14 protein-coding genes, 1 other RNA gene and 1 pseudogene are annotated in these 20,373 nt (G+C 64.9%); 13 read left to right on the top strand and 3 right to left on the bottom strand.

The window, feature by feature from the left end:
- Positions 1-144 precede the first annotated feature (144 nt).
- From HB630_RS01420 to HB630_RS01430, 3 genes and pseudogenes are all read left to right on the top strand, one after another.
- Positions 145-1,457 (top strand): annotated as a pseudogene (locus tag HB630_RS01420) (HlyD family secretion protein).
- Between the two features lie 46 nt (positions 1,458-1,503).
- Complete coding sequence (locus HB630_RS01425; RefSeq protein ID WP_213769599.1) at positions 1,504-3,084, top strand: DHA2 family efflux MFS transporter permease subunit; 1,581 nt, start codon at positions 1,504-1,506, stop codon at positions 3,082-3,084.
- Between the two features lie 305 nt (positions 3,085-3,389).
- The gene (locus tag HB630_RS01430; protein ID WP_213769600.1) at positions 3,390-3,680 is read left to right on the top strand and encodes a hypothetical protein; all 291 of its coding nucleotides are present in this window, start codon (positions 3,390-3,392) and stop codon (positions 3,678-3,680) included.
- Between the two features lie 108 nt (positions 3,681-3,788).
- On the opposite strand, the gene HB630_RS01435 is transcribed toward HB630_RS01430, so the two are convergent.
- The 3 genes from HB630_RS01435 to HB630_RS01445 form a co-directional block, all read right to left on the bottom strand.
- Entirely contained in the window at positions 3,789-5,042 is a 1,254-nt protein-coding gene (locus tag HB630_RS01435; RefSeq protein WP_213769601.1) for an ABC transporter substrate-binding protein, read from the bottom strand.
- Positions 5,043-5,310: 268 nt separating this feature from the next.
- Positions 5,311-5,739, bottom strand: an RNA gene (gene rnpB, locus HB630_RS01440) — RNase P RNA component class A.
- A gap of 188 nt (positions 5,740-5,927) precedes the next feature.
- Positions 5,928-6,710: an N-acetylmuramoyl-L-alanine amidase gene (locus tag HB630_RS01445; RefSeq protein ID WP_249780654.1), complete on the bottom strand. Its 783-nt coding sequence runs from the start codon at positions 6,708-6,710 to the stop codon at positions 5,928-5,930.
- 575 nt (positions 6,711-7,285) lie between these two features.
- Between HB630_RS01445 and rsmH the strand changes: the two genes are divergently transcribed.
- From rsmH to murC, 10 genes are all read left to right on the top strand, one after another.
- Complete coding sequence (rsmH, locus tag HB630_RS01450; protein WP_213769603.1) at positions 7,286-8,281, top strand: 16S rRNA (cytosine(1402)-N(4))-methyltransferase RsmH; 996 nt, start codon at positions 7,286-7,288, stop codon at positions 8,279-8,281.
- Between the two features lie 2 nt (positions 8,282-8,283).
- Positions 8,284-8,712: a hypothetical protein gene (locus HB630_RS01455; RefSeq protein WP_213769604.1), complete on the top strand. Its 429-nt coding sequence runs from the start codon at positions 8,284-8,286 to the stop codon at positions 8,710-8,712.
- A 17-nt stretch (positions 8,713-8,729) separates the two neighbouring features.
- Positions 8,730-10,466 carry a penicillin-binding protein 2 gene (locus HB630_RS01460; RefSeq protein ID WP_213770669.1) on the top strand — a complete coding sequence of 579 codons (1,737 nt, stop codon included), beginning with the start codon at positions 8,730-8,732 and terminating at the stop codon, positions 10,464-10,466.
- Between the two features lie 170 nt (positions 10,467-10,636).
- On the top strand, positions 10,637-12,112 hold the full coding sequence (locus HB630_RS01465; RefSeq protein WP_213769606.1) for a UDP-N-acetylmuramoyl-L-alanyl-D-glutamate--2,6-diaminopimelate ligase: 1,476 nt from the start codon (positions 10,637-10,639) through the stop codon (positions 12,110-12,112).
- A complete protein-coding gene (locus HB630_RS01470; protein ID WP_213769607.1) occupies positions 12,109-13,548 on the top strand; it encodes a UDP-N-acetylmuramoylalanyl-D-glutamyl-2,6-diaminopimelate--D-alanyl-D-alanine ligase in 1,440 nt (479 codons plus the stop codon). Before HB630_RS01465 ends, HB630_RS01470 begins: the two co-directional genes overlap by 4 nt.
- A gap of 9 nt (positions 13,549-13,557) precedes the next feature.
- Positions 13,558-14,664, top strand: coding sequence for a phospho-N-acetylmuramoyl-pentapeptide-transferase (gene mraY, locus HB630_RS01475; protein WP_213769608.1), 1,107 nt, complete (start codon positions 13,558-13,560; stop codon positions 14,662-14,664).
- Between the two features lie 145 nt (positions 14,665-14,809).
- Entirely contained in the window at positions 14,810-16,210 is a 1,401-nt protein-coding gene (gene murD / locus HB630_RS01480; protein WP_213769609.1) for a UDP-N-acetylmuramoyl-L-alanine--D-glutamate ligase, read from the top strand.
- Positions 16,211-16,447: 237 nt separating this feature from the next.
- On the top strand, positions 16,448-17,599 hold the full coding sequence (gene ftsW / locus HB630_RS01485; RefSeq protein ID WP_213769610.1) for a putative lipid II flippase FtsW: 1,152 nt from the start codon (positions 16,448-16,450) through the stop codon (positions 17,597-17,599).
- Positions 17,600-17,629: 30 nt separating this feature from the next.
- Positions 17,630-18,745, top strand: coding sequence for an undecaprenyldiphospho-muramoylpentapeptide beta-N-acetylglucosaminyltransferase (gene murG, locus HB630_RS01490; protein ID WP_213769611.1), 1,116 nt, complete (start codon positions 17,630-17,632; stop codon positions 18,743-18,745).
- A gap of 178 nt (positions 18,746-18,923) precedes the next feature.
- The gene (gene murC / locus HB630_RS01495; RefSeq protein ID WP_213769612.1) at positions 18,924-20,327 is read left to right on the top strand and encodes a UDP-N-acetylmuramate--L-alanine ligase; all 1,404 of its coding nucleotides are present in this window, start codon (positions 18,924-18,926) and stop codon (positions 20,325-20,327) included.
- The last annotated feature ends 46 nt before the right edge of the window (positions 20,328-20,373 follow it).

Here is a 20,373-nt window from a genome sequence, read left to right on the forward strand (position 1 = left end):
GCGGCGGCCGGCGCTCTATCGTGCAGCTAATCAAATATATCTTGACCGAACCGTTCGGTCAATGGTAGTTGCTGCCTGAAATCAGGTGGTATGGCAGGGCCGATAGGGCTCCGCATGTCCGTAACATTGCATCGGGAGGCCGTGATGGCCGCAGCGAGAGATCAGGCCGCGCGAGTCCTTCGTGTCGAGCAAGACACGGCAGGGGATGAATCACCGCGCGATACCGCGGCGGTGGTCGCCGAACCGCTTCATGGGCCATCGGCCGGGGACGCCGTCGCACGCCATCCCGCGCAATCGCCCGGCCAGCCGGCAACGGAGAAACCGGCAGCCGCGCCGGCCATCGCCACCGCGCCCGCCGCGCCAAAACCCGGCAAGCGCAAGCTGGTGCTGACGGGCATCGCTGCGGCATTGGCGCTCGCGGTTGCGGGCTATGGCGTGCATTATTTCCTGGTCGGCCGTTTTTTCATCAGCACGGACGACGCCTATGTGCGCGCCAACAGCACCACGCTCGGGGCGCGGGTGTCGGGTCACATCGCGCAGATCCTTCCCGGCGACAACGCCCTGGTTCGTGCCGGCGACGTCGTGTTCAGGATCGACGACGGCGACTATCGGATCGCGGTGGAGGCGGCGCGGACCAGGATCGCGACCCAGCAGGCCACCATCGAGCGGATCGGCCGCCAGGTGATCGCGCTCGAAAGCGCGGTCGAGCAGGCCAAGGCGCAGTTGGCTTCGGCGGAAGCGGGCCTGAAACGCGCCGGGCTCGACTTCGACCGCCAGCAGGATCTGAGCAACAAGGGATTCGCCTCGCGCGCCACGTTCGAGGTGTCGGAAGCCGGGCGCGACCAGGGCATCGCGGCGGTGAAGGCGGCGCAGGCGGCCTATGACGCGGCGCGTACCAATGTCGACGTCACCAAAGCGCAGCAGGCCGAGGCCCGCGCCCAGCTCGCCGAATTGCAGACCACGCTCGACAAGGCCGCGCGCGATCTCGATTTCACCGCGGTGCGTGCGCCGGTCGACGGCACCTTCTCCAATCGCCTCGTTTCCACCGGCGACTATGTCGTGGTGGGGCAGCGGCTCGGCAATGTGGTGCCGCTCGACGATGTCTTCATCGATGCCAATTACAAGGAAACCCAGCTCAACCGCATCCGTCCCGGCCAGCCGGTGGCGATCTCGGTGGACGCCTACGACCATCGCAAATTCGAAGGCGTCGTCGACAGCGTCTCGCCGGCGGCGGGTTCGGTGTTCACGCTGCTGCCGCCCGACAACGCCACCGGCAACTTCACCAAGATCGTGCAGCGGCTGCCGGTTCGCATCCGGGTGCCGAAGGATGTCGCGCGGCAAAACCTGTTGCGCGCCGGCATGTCGGTTTACACCACAGTCGATACCACCGCCGGCGCTGGGGATGCCGACAGCAGCGCCGACCTCGACTCGCCGGCGAAATGATCCATCCGCAATAACCCGCGCAGCGGCGGCGCGTCCGTGCCGCCCGGACCCGAACCGATCATGGCCGACGCCACAGCCGCCACGCCCCAGATGATGAAGGTCCCGCCCTCGGAGCGGATCGCGCCGAAGCGGTTGTTCGCCTTTCTCATCATGGTGTTCGGGATGTTCATGTCGATCCTGGATATCCAGATCGTCTCGGCGTCGCTGACCGACATCCAGGCCGGCCTTTCGGCAAGCTCGACCGAAGTGTCGTGGGTGCAGACCGCCTATCTGATCGCGGAAGTGATCGCGATTCCCTTGTCGGGTTTCCTGTCGCGTGCGCTCGGCACCCGCCTGCTGTTTGCGATCTCGGCCTGCGGTTTCACCGCCGCGAGCTTCCTCTGCGGATTTGCCTCTTCGATCGAGCAGATGATCCTGTGGCGCGCGCTGCAGGGATTCCTCGGCGCGGGCATGATCCCGACCGTGTTCGCCTCCGCCTATACGGTGTTTCCGCGCTCGAAACTTTATATCGTCAGCCCGATCATCGGCCTCGTCGCCACGCTGGCGCCGACCATCGGCCCGACGGTCGGCGGCTACATCACCGATATCATGTCGTGGCACTGGCTGTTCTTCGTCAATGTCGTCCCCGGCATAGGCATTACCATCGGCGTGCTGATGCTGGTCGATTTCGACCAGCCGAATTTCGGGCTGCTCGATCATTTCGACTGGTTCGGCCTGACCTTCATGGCGGGATTTCTCGGCTCGCTCGAATATGTGCTGGAGGAGGGCCCGCAATATGAATGGCTGCAGGACACGTCGGTGGCGATCTGCGCCGCGGTCTGCGTGGTTTCGGCGATCGCCTTTTTCTACCGTGTGCTGACCGCGAAGGAGCCGATCGTCGATATCGGCGCCTTTACCAACCGCAACTTCGCCGTCGGCTGCGCGATCTCGTTCTGCGTCGGCATCGGCCTTTACGGCATGACCTATATCTATCCGCGCTACCTCGCGGAGGTGCGCGGCTACAGCGCGCTGATGATCGGCGAGACCATGTTCGTCTCCGGCGTCACCATGTTCCTGATGGCGCCGGTGGTGGGCCGGCTGATGCTCAAGGTCGACATGCGCTTCATCATCGCGGCGGGCCTGGTCATCTTTGCGCTCGGCTCCTACCAGATGACATGGATCACCCGCGACTATGATTTCTACGAGCTGATGCTGCCGCAGATCCTGCGCGGCATCGGCATGATGTGCGCGATGGTGCCGACCAACAACATCGCGCTCGGCACGCTGTCGCCGGATCGCGTCAAGAACGCCTCCGGACTGTTCAACCTGACGCGCAATCTCGGCGGCGCCGTCGGGCTCGCCCTGATCAACGAGGCGCTGAACGACCGTACCGATCTGCATATCTCGCGGTTGCAGGACCGCGTGAACTGGGGCAATGCGACCGCGACCGAACTGCTCAACATGCTGACCCAGCGCCTTCAGGGCATGGGCGACGCCTCGCTGATGGCGCTGAAGGAATTGTCCATGATCGTTCACCGCCAGGCGGTGGTGATGGGATATGGCGATACCTTCTTCATGCTGGCGGTGTTTTATTTCGGCCTCAGCCTGCTGGTGATGCTGCTGAAAAAGCCCGCGGCGCTTTCGGCAGCGCCAGCGCATTAAGTCGGGTATTGCAAGGCGACTGGCGGGCTTCGAACGTCACGGTTGCGCCATGATTGATTTGATGGCGGCCCCGAAGTTTACCGCGATGCACGGGAACGTTTCCGCAGCGGATTCATTCGATCTGAAGACGGAGCGGGCAAGCGATTCGATTGGGCCCGCCATCCGTTGCTCGCGGGTATCGCCTGGAGACGTCGCCATTCGACGGTAGTGGGAATGGCCGACCGAGCGCCAGGCTGGCTTTCGCGTCCGCGGGGAGAGCACCCAAACCGGCTGAAGTGACAAGCACTGAAGTCAAGGAGCAGCCCATGAAGCTGAATTCGACACAGGTGAAACAAACCTTGAACCAGTTCGACGCCCAGGTTCTTCCCGATGATCATCCGGCGGTCACCCAACTGAACAATTTGTTCGGAGATCACACGTTCTTTCTCGATCGCAGCGGCCTCAAGGTCCTGGAACCCGCCGATGCGCCGGAGATGGAAGCTCAAACCGGTGAAATTGTAAGTCTCGCCGATTGGAGCGATGCGACGCTGACCAGCCTGAAGCCACATGAACCCGAACTGACAGGCGTGGTCATCGTCCTCGAAGCGAAACATTGAGTCTGCATCCGTGACTCAGGTACCCAACCAAAACATGGCGGCGCGCCCCGATCGGGTGCGCCGCATGCCGTGATCCCGGATATTATTCGTCGCAGGTGAGTTGATCGCTCAGTTGGTCGGCCGCGCGAAGCTCGGATATTTCAGCTTGCCGTCGGCGATCTTGGCCGGCCACACCGTGACCTGCTTGCCATCCTGCCACTGGAAGATCATGCCGCTCACGGCGTCGGGTCCGTATTTGAGGCCGTGGGTGAACTGATCGTCGCGTCCGTAGAACTGCACCCGCCCGATGGTTCCGACGTAATCGGTTTTCTCCAGCTCGGCGACCATCTTGTCCGGATCGGTCGAGCCGGCGCGCTTGATCGCGTCGGCGATGATGTAGACCTCGTCATAGGCGGTGTAGCCGGTATAGGCCGGGTCGGTGCCGAACTTCGCCTTGAAGGCCGCGGCGAACGGCTTGGTCTTCGGCGTCACCGCCGTGGTGGCGGTCGCGACCGCCAGCGACGGAATGCCTTCGGCCGCGCCGTTGGTGTCGCCCCAGAAGGTCGGGCTCAGCGCCTGCGCGCTGACGCCGAACATCGGGACCGGCACCTGCTGGTTCTTCCATTGCACCGTGGGCTGCACGCCGACATGCGAGATGCCGGTCACGATCACGTCCGGCTTCTTGCCTTCGAGCTGGTTGAAGATCGGCGTGAAGTCCGTCGTATCCGGCGAGAAGCGGATGTGATCGACCACCTGCAATCCCGCCTTCGGCAAGCATTCCTCGTAGCCGGCATCGAGCGGCTTGGTCCACGCCGCGTCCTCGCTCATGATCGCGGCGGTTTTCATCTTCATGCCGTCGACCAGAAGATCCTTGGCGGCGTCGCAGACCGCCTGCGATTGCGCCGCCGAGGTCAGGTAGCCGTGGAAGATGTATTTGTTCTTCTCATAGTCGGTGTGAACCGGCTTGGTGATTTCGTTGGAGGCTGCGCCCGGCGTGATCAGCGGCATGTGCAGCCGCGCCGACCACGGCTCGAGCGCCAGCACCACCTCGCTGATATAGCTGGCGATGACCGCGCTGACCTTGTCGTCGGAAACGGCGCGCTGGAACGCGCGCACCGAATCCGCCGACGAGCTCTTGTTGTCGTAGGAGACGATTTCGATCTTGCGGCCGTTGACGCCGCCCTTGGCGTTGATTTCGTCCGCCGCGATCTGCGCGCCGCCCGGCGTCGCGGCGCCGGCGATCGACTGCACCTCGGCGATCACGCCGATCTTGATCGGTTCACTGGATTGCGCAAATGCCGATGGGGCCGGGCAGGCGGCGAGCGCCACGAGCGCGGATGTCGCTTTCAGAAAATACGATAACTTCACGCTGGCTTGAGCCATGACGTTTCCTCTCCCTGTATGTCCGCCTTGCCGGCGGCATGATCCGTCTTGTTGACGGCTTGGGAGAAGTCGAACACAGGCCTTTGCGCAAATCAAACAAAACCGGCGGGGGGATGGACGGGGTCGCAAAGCTGCGGCCGGCCGGACAAGCGGAGCGGCCAAAAATGGCGAGGGGTCCGGCGTGTTTGCGCCGGACCCCTCATTCTACCAAGACGCGTTTTCTGCGAACCGGAATTTCGCTTCGCACGAAAACGCTTTCGCATAAAAAGACATCAGCCGGCCTGTAAGCCGGGTTCTGTAGGGCACCGCCCGCTTGCGCGAACGGTACGTGACGGCCATTCCTCTGGGACCATGTTTGCACATGGCCTCGAGCAACCTACCCGGACGGCGAGCTTGACATCGCCCTTGCGGCGTTATCGCCTTGCGGCGAACAGCCCGCGTTGCCGTCCCTATTCGGTCTTGCTCCCGGTGTGGTTTACCATGCCGGTTCCGTTGCCGGACCCGCGGTGCGCTCTTACCGCACCTTTTCACCCTTGCCGCCCGCGCCCTTGCGGGTGGGGAGGCGGTTCGTTCTCTGTGGCACTTTCCCTGGGGTCGCCCCCGCCGGACGTTATCCGGCACCGTATGTCGATGGAGCCCGGACTTTCCTCCCCCGCGGCCTTTCGGCGATTGCAGGAGCGGCCGTCCGGCCGACTGACGTCTCAGGCATGGGGGTTGAAGGCCGCCGCGTCAAGCCGGTAACGCCCGATAGCAGCGGCCATGAATAAATTATCCTGAAGATGCCGTCGCTTGCGCGCCCGGCAATGACCGCTGAAGCGCAGCTAGAGCATGATCCGGAAAAGTGGAAACCGGCTTTCCGAAAAGATCATGCTCAAACAGAAAGCTCTAGCCTGCGCCTGCCTGGTCATCGTCGTTCGGCAGATTCGTCAGCAGCGCATGCAGCGTGGACAGTGTCGAAACGTCGGCGATTCCATCGACGCGCGCCGGCCGGAAATGGCGCTGGAAGGCGGTGACCACGTCCATGGTCGGCCCGTCATATCTTCCGCTAACCGGGATGCCGTAGCCATATTTGGCGAACGCCTGCTGCAACTTCAGCACGTCGTCGCTGATGGAGCCGAGCCTGAGCGTTTCGGCGCGCACGATCGGCGCCGGTTGCACCCAATGGCCGACGCCCGAATTGGCCAGCGAGTGCCACGGAAATTTTTCGCCGGGATCTTTCTTGCGCGAAGGCGCGATATCCGAATGGGCGAGCACGCGATGCGACGGAATTCCGCGGCGCAGCATGATGCCGCGGCACAGCGCAATCACGGCGGCGATCTGGCGCAGCGGAAAGTCCGGATAGCCCCAGTCATGGCCGCGATTGATGATCTCGACGCCGATCGAGCAGGAATTGATGTCTTCCTCGCCGGCCCAATACGACACGCCGGCATGCCAGGCGCGTTTGGCTTCCGGAACGGATTGCACGATGCGGCCGTCTTCCAGCACGATGTAGTGCGCGGAAACGTCGGTTCCGGCCGTGCATAATTTCGCGATCGCGGCTTCGACGTCCGGCATGCCGGTGTAGTGCAGCACGATCATGTCGGGCAAACGGCCCCGGTTCCGCTCGCCGTAATTGGCCGACGGAATCACGTCCGAGGCGATCGAGGAGTCCGGCGTGAACGTTTTCATCATCGCGCTGGCCCTGGGAAGCGGAAGGGCATGCTGACGTTTCGAATCAACACCAGCAGACACGGACGAACCAATCGACATATCAACAACTCAAACCAGGCAAGAGACAGCAACAATACGATCCGGGCCGGACCTTGTTTACCGTTCCTTTAGGATATCCTCAGCTCAATCCGGGCGTATCTCTCGCCGCGCAATCGGCCACATGTAAGGCAGCATCTATGCGCTGTTAGCGCATTTGCACGGGGCCATCCCGCTAAAAATCTGCTGCAATCCTTAATGTGATCGTCAACGCTTTCTTAAGGCTAACTGCCGTTACTAAGTGGTGAACAGCCGAACCGGTTTTGGGGACGGCCGAGGCCCTATTTCACGCTCGAACTTCGATGGCAGCCCACCAAATCCCGTGCGGAATCCCGCGTCTGCGATTTGGGCCATGCGGAACCGGAACATGGGCCTCGCTTGAACAGAATCGGCGTTTCGGTTGGAACCGCCGCGTGAAGCGTAGAGATTTGAGGCGCAATGGGTCCGTTCGCGTCCAGTTTCGTTCCCCAGACCCGGTGCGTGCCAGGAGCCGGGGCATGAGCGCGTCCGGCAGCCGCCACATCCCGGTCCTTGGCCGCGAAGCCGTCGAATGGTTGTCGCTCCGGTCCGGCGGGATCTATGTCGACGCCACCTTTGGCGCCGGCGGCTACAGCCGGATGATGCTCGAGGTCGCGGGAACCCGAATCATCGGCATCGACCGCGACCGCAATGCGGTCGCCGGCGGATTCGCGCTGGTCGATCAATCCGGCGGCCGGCTCACCTTGGTTGAAGACCGTTTTTCGCGGCTTGCCGAGGTGTGCGCCGGCGAAGGCGTCCCATTGGTCGACGGCGTCGTGATGGATGTCGGCGTGTCGTCGATGCAGCTCGACCAGGCCGGGCGCGGCTTTTCGTTTCGTCTCGATGGCCCGCTCGACATGCGGATGGGCCACGACGGCCCGACGGCGGCCGACGTGGTCGCCAGGGCCTCGGAGGCGGATCTCGCCAACATCATCTACATCTTCGGCGAGGAGCGCCATTCCCGCAGTGTGGCGCGCGCCATCGTCGCCGCGCGCAAGGAAGCGCCGATCACGACCACGCGCGCGCTGGCCGAACTCGTTGCCAAGGTCGTGTGGTCGAAGCCGGGCGACATCCACCCGGCGACGCGGACCTTCCAGGCGTTGCGGATCTTCGTCAACGAGGAACTCGACGAATTGCATCTGGCGCTGTCGGCGGCGGAGCGCGTGCTGAAGCCCGGCGGCCGTCTCGCGGTGGTCTCGTTCCACTCGCTCGAAGACCGCATCGTCAAGAATTTTTTCGTCGAACGCAGCAAGGCCGGCGGCGGATCGCGTCATTTGCCGGAGATCGAGTCCGCTCCGCCGAGTTTTTCCGTTCTGACCAAGCGCCCGGTCACGCCCGGCGACAACGAGATCGCGGCCAATCCGCGTGCGCGCTCGGCCAAACTGCGCGCGGCGGAGCGCACCGCCGCGCCGGCGCATGCGGCCGGCGCGCTTCCGGCGTGGCCGTCGCTCGCCGACGTGATGAGGGGAGGCTGACCATGCGCATCCTCCATTTGCTCGTGATCGGCGTTCTCGTGTTCGCGGCCGCCTATGTCTACCGGATCAAGATGGCGTCCACCGTGCGCACCGAGCGGGTGCTGAAATTGCAGGCTGATATTCACGAGCAGCGCGACGCGATCGCTGCGCTTCACGCGGAATGGACCAAACTCGATGCGCCGCTGCGGCTGCAAGGCCTGGTCGAGCGGCATCTGCCTCTGAAGCCGATCAACGCCACGCAATATGATTCACTCAAGAACCTGCCGGAGCGGCCGCCTAACTTCAACCGCGCGCCCGATCCGATCGGCGCGATGCTCGGCACCATCCAAGCGGCGGCTGACGGCAAGGATGACGGCGCCAAATTTGACGGTGACAAGGCCGACGATCCGGCCGTGACCGGTTCGGTGCCGGCGCCGGAGGACAGGCAATGACCGGCAAGGGCAAGGCAATGACCGTCGTGACATCGAGGCCGGCGGAGCCGTGGCGGCGGCGGCTGATCCGCAGCCTCTTGTACGGACGCAACGTCGATCGCGTCGCGAAGGCGCGCGCCCGTGTCGGACTGGCGATCGTGGCGTTCGCGGCGATCTATGCGGTGATCGGCGGCCGGCTGATCATGTACGCCACCATCGGCGACAGTCATGGCGGGCGCCGGACCGCGTCGCAGGACGCGATCGCGACCGCGCGCCCCGATCTCGTCGACCGCAACGGCGAGATCCTCGCAACCGACGTCAAGGCGCCGAGCCTGTTCGCCGAACCGCGCCGCATCATCGACAAGGACGAGGCGGTCGAGCTTCTGACCGCGACGCTGCCCGATCTCGACAGCGCCGAAGTGCGCGACCGCCTGTCGTCGAAAAAAGGTTTCGTCTGGCTCAAGCGCGAAATCACGCCGCAACAGCAGCAGGAGATCCATCGCCTCGGCGTTCCCGGCATCGGCTTCCTGCGCGAGAACAAGCGCGTCTATCCGACCGGCAACGAGGTCGCGCACCTGATCGGCCTGGTCAATATCGACAACCAGGGCATCGCCGGGATGGAGAAATGGCTCGACAATAACGGTCTTGCCGATCTGCATCGCGCCGGCTTCGCCACCGATCGGCTGCAGCAGCCGGTGGAATTGTCGGTCGATCTGCGCGTCGAGCATGCGCTGCGTGACGAACTGCTCAAGGCCAAGGACAAGTTCCACGCCAAGGCGGCTTCCGGCATCGTCTCCAATGTCAGGACCGGCGAGATCGTGGCGATGGTGTCGCTGCCGGATTTCGATCCCAACAATCCCAAGGAGGCACACGATCCCGACCGCATCAATCGGCTGACCACCGGCGTGTATGAATTGGGCTCGACCTTCAAGGCGTTCACGCTGGCGATGGCGCTGGATACCGGCAAATACGATCTCAATTCGATGTGGGATGCCCGCGCGTCGTTGCACTATGGCAAGTTCACGATTCATGACGACGAGCCGAAGGGCCGTTTCATCAGCATGAAGGAGGTCTTCACCTTTTCGTCGAACATCGGCGCGGCGCGCATCGCGCTGGCGCAGGGCGTCGACGCGCACAAGGCCTTCCTGCGCAAGATGGGGCAGCTCGAACGGCTGCGCACCGAATTGCCGGAAAGCGCCGCGCCGATCGTGCCGCGGCACTGGGGCGAGTTGAACACGATCACCATCGCGTTCGGCCACGGCATCGCGGTGGCGCCGTTGCAGGCGGTGATGGGCATCGATGCGCTGGTCAATGGCGGCTACCTGATCCCGCCGACTTTCCTGAAACGCAGCGAGAGCGACGCGATGGCGCTGGCCAAGCGCGTCATCAAGCCCGATACGTCGGAAAAAATGCGCTATCTGATGCGGCTGAACGCCGAGATCGGCACCGCGCGAAAGGCCGATGTGAACGGCTATTATATCGGCGGCAAGACCGGCACCGCGGAAAAGGTCGTCGGCGGCCGCTATGCCAAGAAGCGCGTGCTCACCGCCTTCACCGCGATCCTGCCGGCCGACAAGCCGCAATATCAGCTTCTGGTGATGCTGGACGAGCCGCAGCCGACCAAGGAGACCTACGGCTTCATCACCTCGGGCTGGAACGCGGTGCCGACCGGCGGCGCCGTGATCGCCCGGATCGCGCCCTTGCTGGGAATCGAGCCGCGCTTCGATTTGCCGCCGCCCGAGCGCCTTATTCTTGCGGCATCCAGGACGAACTAGTAAGTCGTAACGACCGCAATATCATTCCGTTTTTTGAAGATCCGCCGGCGCGCGATGGCGTTTTCAAGCGAAGTGGAGACCGGTTCGCGTGAAGAAAACGCGTCAAAGCAGCAATCCAAAGCCAGGTTCTGATTTAATCAGAACCTGGCTTTAACCCGGACTGGAAGACCATGAGACTTCGCGACCTGTTCAGCGACGAGGCCACGATGGATCCTCAGGCGGAAGCGCTTGCGGTCACCGGCCTTGCCGTGGACAGCCGTATCGTGAAGCCGGGCGATCTGTTCTTCGCGCTCGCGGGCAGCAAGACCGATGGCTCGCGGTTCGTCGAGGCCGCCATTGCCGCGGGCGCCGTCGCGGTAGCGGGCAACCATCCGCCCCACGGTCATCGTCTGGAGGGTGATCGTCGCGTGCCGTTTGTCGTCACGCCCAATCCGCGCCGCGCGCTGGCGCTGGCCGCGGCGAAATTTTATCCGCGGCAGCCGCAGACGATCGCGGCCGTGACCGGGACCAGCGGCAAAACGTCCGTCGCCGCCTTCACGCGGCAGATCTGGCTGCGGCTCGGCCATGCCGCGGCCAGCATCGGCACCATCGGTCTGGTGTCGCCGAAACGCACGATCTACGGCTCGCTGACGACGCCGGATCCGGTCGCTCTGCACCGTCAGCTCGACGAGATCGCGCGCGACGGCGTCACCCATCTGGCGCTGGAGGCATCGTCTCACGGGCTCGACCAGTTTCGTCTCGACGGCGTGCATATCGCGGCCGGCGGCTTCACCAACCTGTCGCGCGACCACATGGATTATCATCCCGACGTCGCGCATTATCTCAACGCCAAGCTGCGGCTGTTCCGCGATCTGGTCGCAACCGGCGGCGCGGCGGTGATCTCGGCCGATCATGATTGCTCTCAGGCCGTGATCGGCGCGGCGCGGGCGCGCGGCCTGCGGATCATCACGGTCGGCAGCCGGGGCGATGGCGCGGGCGAGGGCATTCGTCTGGCTGGCGCCGCTATCGACGGCCTGGCGCAAAAACTTTCGCTCGAACATCGTGGCCGCCGCTATGCGACGCGGCTGCCGCTGGTCGGCGAATTCCAGATCGAGAATGCGCTGGTGGCGGCGGCCCTTGCGATCGGCACCGGCGGCGAGCCCGAGGCCGTGTTTGCCGCGCTCGAACATCTCGAAGGCGCCAAGGGGCGGCTCGAGCGCGTCGGCGAACGCAACGGCGCGCCGATCTTCGTCGATTACGCGCACAAGCCGGATGCGCTGGCGAAAGCGTTGCAGGCGTTGCGGCCTTACGCCACACGAAAGCTGGTCGTGGTGTTCGGCGCCGGCGGCGACCGCGATGCCGGCAAGCGCCCGCTGATGGGCGCGATCGCGGCCGAGAATGCCGACCGCATCATCGTCACCGACGACAATCCGCGCAGCGAGAATCCGGCTGTGATCCGCTCGGCCATCCTCGCCGCTGCCAAAGGCGCGCGCGAAATCGGCGACCGCGCCGAGGCGATACGTACCGCGATCGCGGGTCTTGAATCCGGCGATGCGCTGCTGATCGCCGGCAAGGGCCACGAGACCGGGCAAATCGTCGGCGACCGGGTGTTGCCGTTCAGCGATCACGATGCGGTTGCTTCCGCGCTTGCGGCGAGGGTCGCATGAGCCCGGCGCCGCTATGGACGTCGGGCGCGATGGCCGCGGCGATGCGCGCCGCGGTCCAGGGTGCGCCGCAGGAAAGCGTCACCGGCATTTCGATCGACAGCCGCACCATCGCGTCGGGCGAGGCCTATTTCGCGATCAAGGGCGATGTCCATGACGGGCACGATTTTGTCGCCGCGGCGCTGAAAGCGGGGGCGGCGCTGGCGGTGGTCGAAGCGGCGCAGCGCGATAAATTCGCGGCCGACGCGCCGCTTCTGGTGGTCGACGACGTGCTCGCCGGCCTGGTCGATCTCGCGCATGCGGCGCGCGCGCGCCTCGGGGCGCGGGTGATCGCGGTGACCGGTTCGGTCGGCAAGACTTCGACCAAGGAGGCGTTGCGGCGCGTGTTCGGCGGCCAGGGCGAGACCCACGCCTCGGTCGCGTCGTTCAACAATCATTGGGGCGTGCCGCTGTCGCTGGCGCGGTGTCCCGCGACGGCGAAATTTGCGATCTTCGAGATCGGCATGAATCACGCCGGCGAAATCGAGCCCTTGGTCAGGATGGTGCGGCCGCATGTCGCGATCGTCACCACGGTCGAGCCGGTGCATCTGGAATTCTTCGCCGGCATCGAGGCGATCGCCGACGCCAAGGCGGAGATTTTTGCCGGCATCGAGCCCGGCGGCACGGCGGTGCTCAACCGCGACAATTCGCAATTCGCCCGGCTGGCGAGCCGCGCCGAAGCGCTCGGCGTTTCGCGCATCGTGTCGTTCGGCAGCGATACGAAATCCGATGCGCGGCTGATCGACCTCGCGCTACACGCGACCTGCTCGGCGGTGCGCGCCGATATCCTTGGCCAGGACGTGACCTACAAGCTCGGCGTGCCCGGCCGTCACATGGTTATGAACTCGCTCGCGGTGCTGGCCGCCGCCGTGCTGGCGGGGGCCGACCTCGCGCTGTCCGCGCTGTCGCTGTCCGAGCTCGAACCGGCGGCGGGCCGCGGCGTCCGCCGGCTGCTCGAAGTGCCCGGCGGCGAGGCGCTGCTGATCGACGAGAGCTACAACGCCAATCCGGCATCGATGGCGGCGGCGCTGAACGTGCTGGGCCAGGCCCCGGTCGGTCCGCGCGGCCGCCGCATTGCGATGCTCGGCGACATGCTCGAACTGGGGCCGACCAGCCCCGCGCTGCATCGCGGCCTGATCGAGGCCATCAAGGCCGATCACATCGACCTGGTCTATTGCTGCGGGCCGCTGATGCGTCATGTGTGGGACGCCCTTCCCACGGGCAGGCGGGGCGGCTATGCCGAGGATGCGGCGGCGCTGGAAACACAGGCGGTCAGGGCCGTTCGCGCCGGCGACGCCATCATGGTCAAGGGGTCGCTGGGCTCCAGGATGAAAACGATTGTGACGGCGCTGGAAAAGCGCTTTCCGGGCAGGACCGCGCTCGATGAAGCCGCGGTATAGGACAATTGAATGTTTTACTGGCTGATTGATCTGTCCAACACCGTTCCCGGGCTGGGCATGTTCCGAACGGTTCTGAATGTGTTTCGCTACATCACCTTCCGCACCGGCGGGGCGATGGTGACGGGCGCGCTGTTCGTTTTCCTGTTCGGTCCCTGGATCATCGATCATTTGCGGCTGCGCCAGGGCAAGGGCCAGCCGATCCGCACCGACGGCCCGCAATCGCATCTCGTGACCAAGAAGGGCACGCCGACCATGGGCGGCCTGATGATCCTGTCCGGCCTTCTGGTCTCGACGGTGCTGTGGGCCAATCCGCTCAACCCCTATGTCTGGATCGTGCTGGCGGTGACGCTCGGCTTCGGCTTCGTCGGTTTCTACGACGATTATCTGAAAGTGACCAAGCAGACCCATAACGGCTTCGCCGGCCGTGTCCGCCTTGCGATCGAGGCGGTGATTGCGCTGGCGGCCTGCTACGCACTGGTGCGGCTCGGGCGGCAACCGTTCTCGACCTCGCTGGTGATCCCGTTCTTCAAGGATGTGGCGCTGAATTTCGGCTGGTTCTTCGTCGTGTTCGGCGCGTTCGTTATGGTCGGCGCCGGCAATGCGGTGAACCTCACCGACGGCCTCGACGGCCTCGCCATCGTGCCGGTCATGATCGCGGCGGCAAGCTTCGGCATGATCGCCTATCTCGCCGGCAACGCGGTGTTCGCGGACTATCTGCAAATCAATTACGTCGCCGGCACCGGCGAACTCGCGGTGCTGTGCGGGGCGGTGATCGGCGCGGGGCTGGGATTCCTGTGGTTCAACGCGCCGCCGGCATCGATCTTCATGGGCGATACCGGTTCGCTCGCGCTCGGCGGCATGCTGGGTTCGATCGCGGTCGCGGTGAAGCACGAGATCGTGCTCGCGGTGATCGGCGGATTGTTCGTGCTGGAAGCGGTCTCGGTGATCGTGCAGGTGGCCTCGTTCAAGCTCACCGGCAAGCGCGTGTTCCGGATGGCGCCGCTGCATCATCATTTCGAGCAGATGGGCTGGACCGAGCCGCAGATCGTGATCCGGTTCTGGATCATCTCGGTGATGCTGGCGCTGGCCGGCCTCTCCACGCTGAAGCTGCGGTGATGACGGTGCGCCGATATTCCCATCGTCGTCATTCCGGGGCATCGCGTCAGCGACGAACCCGGAATCCATTCCTCGCAGCGTATTGTGGCGCGATGGATTCCGGGTTCGTGCGTTCCGCACGCCCCGGAATGACGGATACCAAGTCATGATTCCCGTCACCTCATTCGCCGGCAAGACGGTCGCGGTGTTCGGTCTCGGCGGCTCCGGGCTGGCAAGCTGCCACGCCTTGAAAGCGGGCGGCGCGGAAGTGATCGCCGGCGACGACAGCGCCGAGCGGCTGGCGGAGGCCGCCAAGGCCGGTTTCATCACCGCCGATCTGCGCACGGTGTCGTGGGCGAATTTCGCAGCCCTGGTGCTGACGCCGGGCGTGCCGCTCACCCATCCCGCGCCGCATTGGAGCGTCGTGATGGCGCAACAGGCCGGCGTCGAAGTCATCGGCGATGTCGAATTGTTCTGCCGCGAGCGGCAGCGTCATGCGCCGGACGCGCCATTCGTCGCGATCACCGGCACCAACGGCAAATCGACCACCACCGCGCTGATCGCGCATCTGATGCGGGTCGCCGGCCACGACACCCAGATGGGGGGCAATATCGGCACCGCGATCCTGTCGCTGGAGCCGCCGCGGATGGGGCGCGTGCATGTGATCGAGATGTCGTCCTACCAGATCGATCTGGCGCCGTCGCTCGATCCTTCGGTCGGCATCCTGATCAATGTCAGCGAGGATCATATCGACCGGCACGGCACGCTCGAACATTATGCCGCGGTGAAGGAGCGCCTGGTCGCCGGTGTGCAGCCGCAAGGCACCTCGATCGTCGGTGTCGATGACGGCTGGTGCCGCGACATCGCCGACCGCCTCGGGCGCGCCGGCAGGCGCGTGGTCCGCATCTCCGTGAAAAATCCGCTGCCCGACGGCGTCTATGTCGAGCATGAAACCATCCTGCGCGCCGCCGGCGGCGCGCAGAGCGAGATCGCGCGGATCGGCGGCATCGGTTCGCTGCGCGGCCTGCATAATGCGCAGAACGCGGCGTGTGCGTCGGCCTGCGCGCTGGCGCTGGGTGTCGGCGCTGACGTTCTGCAAAACGGCTTGCGCAGCTTTCCGGGCCTTGCGCACCGCATGGAGCAGGTCGGGCGGCTCGGCCGCGTGTTGTTCGTCAACGACTCCAAGGCCACCAACGCCGACGCCACCTCGCACGCGCTGGCGTCATTCCCCGATATTTTCTGGATCGCCGGCGGCAAGCCGAAGGCCGGCGGCATCAGCAGCCTGACCGGATATTTCCCGCGCATCCGAAACGCCTATCTGATCGGGGAAGCGGCGCAGGAATTTTCCGGCACGCTTGGCGACCATGTGGCGCATGAAATCAGCGGGACGCTCGATGTCGCGGTCGCACATGCCGCGCGCGATGCGGAAGCCTCCGGGATAGCCGATCCCGTGGTGCTGCTGTCGCCGGCCTGCGCCTCGTTCGACCAGTACCGCAATTTCGAGATCCGCGGCGCGAAGTTTCGTGACCTCGTCACAGCCATGCCGGGCGTCAAGCCGGTTGTGTGAAGACGGCTGCGGCATGGAAAGTCGTCATACTCCGCGAAAGCGGGGTATCCAGTACGCCGCGGCCGCGGGATGTTGCATGGCGAGAGTCGTGGAATACTGGATCACCCGCCTTCGCGGGTGATGACCGTCAACAGACGGTATGGCACGAAGCCCTATCGCAAAAGTTATCCATTCCATTAACCCCTTCGAAACCATCATCGGCGACCAATGGCAGTCCCTTGCCCTGTGGGAACGCCCATGATCTCCCGTGAAGAACGCACCCCCCTGAGCGAATGGTGGTGGACCGTCGACCGGCTGCAACTGGCGGCGATCATCGCGCTGATGCTGGCCGGGATCATCCTGTCGCTGGCGGCGAGTCCGCCGGTCGCGGTCCGGATCGGGCTCGATCCATTTCACTTCTTCAATCATCACGTGATGTTCCTGGCGCCGGCCTTCATGGTGATGATCGCCGTCTCGTTCCTGTCGCCGCAGCAGATTCGCCGCAGCGCGCTGATCGTGTTCGCGGTCTCGATCACGCTGATCGCGGTGACGCTGCTGATCGGCCCCGAGGTCAAGGGCTCGCGGCGCTGGATCACGCTGCTCGGCGTCAACATCCAGGCCTCCGAATCCGCCAAGCCCGCCTTCGTGGTGCTGGCGGCATGGCTGTTCGCGGAATCGACCAAGCGGCCGGAAATGCCGGCGACCTCGATGGCGCTGGTGCTGCTGCTGACGCTGGTGTCGCTGTTGGTGATGGAGCCCGATTTCGGCCAGACCATGCTGATCTCGATGGTGTGGGGCGTCTTGTTCTTCATCGCCGGCATGCGGATGGTCTGGGTGATGGGGCTCGCGGGCGTCGCGAGCGCCGGGCTGTTCATCGCCTATCTGCTGGTGCCGCACGTCGCCGGGCGCATCCAGCGCTTCATGAACCCGGCATCGGGCGATACGTTTCAGGTCGATACCGCGCTCGAAGCCTTCTACAATGGCGGCTGGTTCGGGCTCGGGCCGGGCGAGGGCATCGCCAAGCGCAGCCTGCCGGACAGCCATACCGATTTCGTGTTCGCGGTGGCGGCGGAGGAATTCGGCATCGTGCTCTGTCTGATATTGCTCTCGCTGTTCGCCTTCATCGTGATCCGCGCGCTGTCGCGGGCGTATGCGACCGAGGACATGTTCGCGCGGTTCGCGGCTTCCGGCCTTGCGGTGCTGTTCGGCGTGCAGGCCGCGATCAACATGTCGGTCAATCTGCAACTGATTCCGGCCAAGGGCATGACGCTGCCGTTCATCTCCTATGGCGGCTCGTCGATCGTCTCGCTGGCCTATGGCGTCGGCATGATGCTCGCCTTGACCCGGCACCGGCCCCGCACCGAAATGGAATCGATCAGCGACGCCAACGCGTTGCGCAGCTACGCTTGACGAACGCCGCGCTGTCGACGATTGGAAGTCATGGACAACGCGCCTCTCATCCTGCTGGCGGCGGGCGGCACCGGCGGTCATCTGTTTCCCGCCGAGGCGCTCGGCGTCGAACTGGTCCGGCGCGGCTATCGCGTGCGCCTCGCCACCGATTCCCGCGCGCTGCGCTATAGCGGCCTGTTCTCCAAGGACATGATCGACGTGGTGCCGAGCGAGACCGTGCGCAGCCGCGCGCCGTGGTCGCTGGCCTATACCGGGTTGATGCTCGGCTACGGGGCCCTGGTGGCGCTCAATCTGGTGCGGCGGCTGAAGCCCGTGGCCGTGGTCGGCTTCGGCGGCTATCCGACGGTGCCGCCGCTGATCGCGGCGCGGTTGCTCGGCGTGCCCGGCATCGTCCATGACGCCAATGCGGTGCTCGGCCGCGCCAACCGCTTTCTCGCCAGTCGCGTCAGCGCGATCGCGACCTCGCTGCCGGGCGTGCTCGATCGCGATCCGGCACTGGCGGGCAAGACCACCACCGTCGGCACGCCGATGCGTCCCGCGATCCTGGCCGCCGCTGCCTCGAATTACGCTTCGCCCGAACCGGACGGGCCGCTGCGCCTGCTGGTGGTCGGCGGCAGCCAGGGCGCTCGGGTGATGAGCGATATCGTGCCCGGCGCGATCGAGCGTCTGCCGCCATCGCTGTGGAGCCGGCTGGTCCTCACCCAGCAGGTGCGGGAGGAAGACATGGCGCGGGTTCGCGCGGTCTACGACCGGCTCAGGATCAATGTGGAACTGGCGCCCTTCTTCGGCGATCTGCCGGCGCGGCTGGCGTCGAACTATCTGGTGATTTCTCGTTCCGGCGCCGGCACGGTGGCCGAACTCGCCGCGATCGGCCGGCCCTCGATTCTGGTGCCGCTGCCGGGTTCGATCGACCAGGACCAATTCGCCAATGCCGGCGTGCTGGCGGAGGCGGGCGGGGCCATCCGCATCGTGCAGAAGGAATTCACGCCGGAGCGGCTGGCTGCCGAAATCTCCGCGCTCGCCGCGGAACCTGCGCGGCTGACGGCGATGGCGGCGAAAGCGCGCACCGTCGGCCGGCTCGATGCCGCCGAGCGGCTGGCCGATCTGGTGGAAAAAGTCGCCAGAATCTCACCGGTTCGCGTGTAGACGCGCCAAACGGAAGACTGGTCATTCCGGACAGCCTGCGAAGCAGGCTGATCCGGAATGACGGGAAAAAGGCTTGTCAGGCCACGCGAAAGCGGGGCATCCAGTTGACTGCAGCGGCTGATTTGCGCCGCAAATGCCTGTCCAATTGCGGATAGCCATGTCTTTTAAGGAAACACGCATGAGACTGCCGCGCGAGATCGGACCCATCCACTTCGTCGGGATCGGCGGTATCGGCATGAGCGGTATCGCCGAAGTGCTGTGCAATCTCGGCTATAGCGTGCAGGGCTCCGACGCGTCCGAAAACGCCAATGTCGCGCGGCTGCGCGAGAAGGGCGTCAAGGTGTCGATTGGACACAAGGCGGAGCATGTCGATGGCGCCGATGTCGTCGTGGTGTCGACCGCGATCAAGCGCGATAATCCCGAATTGATGGCGGCGCGCGCGCAGCGCATTCCGGTGGTGCGCCGCGCCGAAATGCTGGCGGAACTGATGCGGCTGAAAAGCTGCGTCGCCATCGCCGGCACCCACGGCAAGACCACCACGACCTCGATGGTCGCGGCCCTGCTCGACGCCGGAGATCTCGATCCGACCGTGATCAATGGCGGCATCATCAATGCCTACGGCACCAATGCGCGGCTGGGCGCCGGCGACTGGATGGTGGTGGAGGCCGACGAGAGCGACGGCACGTTCCTGAAACTGCCGGCCGATGTCGCCATCGTCACCAATGTCGATCCCGAGCATCTCGATCACTTCAAGACGTTCGAGGCCGTGCAGGACGCGTTCCGCCATTTCGTCGAGAACGTGCCGTTCTACGGTTTCGCGGTGATGTGCATCGATCATCCCGTGGTGCAGACCCTCGTCGGCAAGATCGAGGACCGCCGCATCATCACCTATGGCGAGAATCCGCAGGCCGATGCGCGGCTGGTCGATCTCGCTCCGGGCGGCGGCGGCTCGCGCTTCAAGGTCGTGTTCCGCAACCGCAAGACCGACGCCACGCATGAGATCGCCGATATTGCGCTGCCGATGCCGGGCCGCCACAACGCGCTCAACGCCACCGCGGCGATCGCGGTCGCGCATGAACTCGGGCTGTCCGACGATGTCATCCGCAAGGCGATCGCGGGCTTCGGCGGCGTGAAGCGGCGTTTCACCAAAACCGGCGAATGGAACGGCGTCACCGTGATCGACGACTACGGCCATCATCCGGTCGAGATCGCGGCCGTGCTGAAGGCGGCGCGCGAATCCGCCGACGGCAAGATCATCGCCGTGGTGCAGCCGCATCGCTTCACCCGCCTGCAATCGCTGTTCGAGGAATTCTGCACCTGCTTCAACGATGCGGATGCGGTTGTCGTCGCCGACGTCTATCCGGCCGGCGAGGCGCCGATCCCAGGCATCGACCGCGACCATTTCGTGCTGGGCCTGCGTGCGCACGGCCATCGCGACGTCATTCCGCTGCCAAGCTCCGCTGAACTGGCCAAGGTGGTGCATGGCATCGCCGGCCGCGGCGATCTCGTCGTCTGCCTCGGCGCCGGCAACATCACGCAATGGGCCTACGCGCTGCCGGCCGAACTGAAGGCGCTGGGATGAGGGCGCCGGTGCTGCAGTCAAGTTCGTCATGGCCGGGCTTGTTCCG

The sequence above is a fragment of the Bradyrhizobium sp. dw_78 genome (genome assembly GCF_018449525.1).
GTDB lineage: Bacteria > Pseudomonadota > Alphaproteobacteria > Rhizobiales > Xanthobacteraceae > Bradyrhizobium.

Coding starts and splice junctions, on each gene's coding strand:
- HB630_RS01425 (WP_213769599.1), top strand. CDS start 1,504: ATGGCCGACGCCACAGCCGCCACGCCCCAGATGATGAAGGTCCCGCCC.
- HB630_RS01430 (WP_213769600.1), top strand. CDS start 3,390: ATGAAGCTGAATTCGACACAGGTGAAACAAACCTTGAACCAGTTCGAC.
- HB630_RS01435 (WP_213769601.1), bottom strand. CDS start 5,042: ATGGCTCAAGCCAGCGTGAAGTTATCGTATTTTCTGAAAGCGACATCC.
- HB630_RS01445 (WP_249780654.1), bottom strand. CDS start 6,710: ATGAAAACGTTCACGCCGGACTCCTCGATCGCCTCGGACGTGATTCCG.
- rsmH (WP_213769603.1), top strand. CDS start 7,286: ATGAGCGCGTCCGGCAGCCGCCACATCCCGGTCCTTGGCCGCGAAGCC.
- HB630_RS01455 (WP_213769604.1), top strand. CDS start 8,284: ATGCGCATCCTCCATTTGCTCGTGATCGGCGTTCTCGTGTTCGCGGCC.
- HB630_RS01460 (WP_213770669.1), top strand. CDS start 8,730: ATGACCGTCGTGACATCGAGGCCGGCGGAGCCGTGGCGGCGGCGGCTG.
- HB630_RS01465 (WP_213769606.1), top strand. CDS start 10,637: ATGAGACTTCGCGACCTGTTCAGCGACGAGGCCACGATGGATCCTCAG.
- HB630_RS01470 (WP_213769607.1), top strand. CDS start 12,109: ATGAGCCCGGCGCCGCTATGGACGTCGGGCGCGATGGCCGCGGCGATG.
- mraY (WP_213769608.1), top strand. CDS start 13,558: ATGTTTTACTGGCTGATTGATCTGTCCAACACCGTTCCCGGGCTGGGC.
- murD (WP_213769609.1), top strand. CDS start 14,810: ATGATTCCCGTCACCTCATTCGCCGGCAAGACGGTCGCGGTGTTCGGT.
- ftsW (WP_213769610.1), top strand. CDS start 16,448: ATGATCTCCCGTGAAGAACGCACCCCCCTGAGCGAATGGTGGTGGACC.
- murG (WP_213769611.1), top strand. CDS start 17,630: ATGGACAACGCGCCTCTCATCCTGCTGGCGGCGGGCGGCACCGGCGGT.
- murC (WP_213769612.1), top strand. CDS start 18,924: ATGAGACTGCCGCGCGAGATCGGACCCATCCACTTCGTCGGGATCGGC.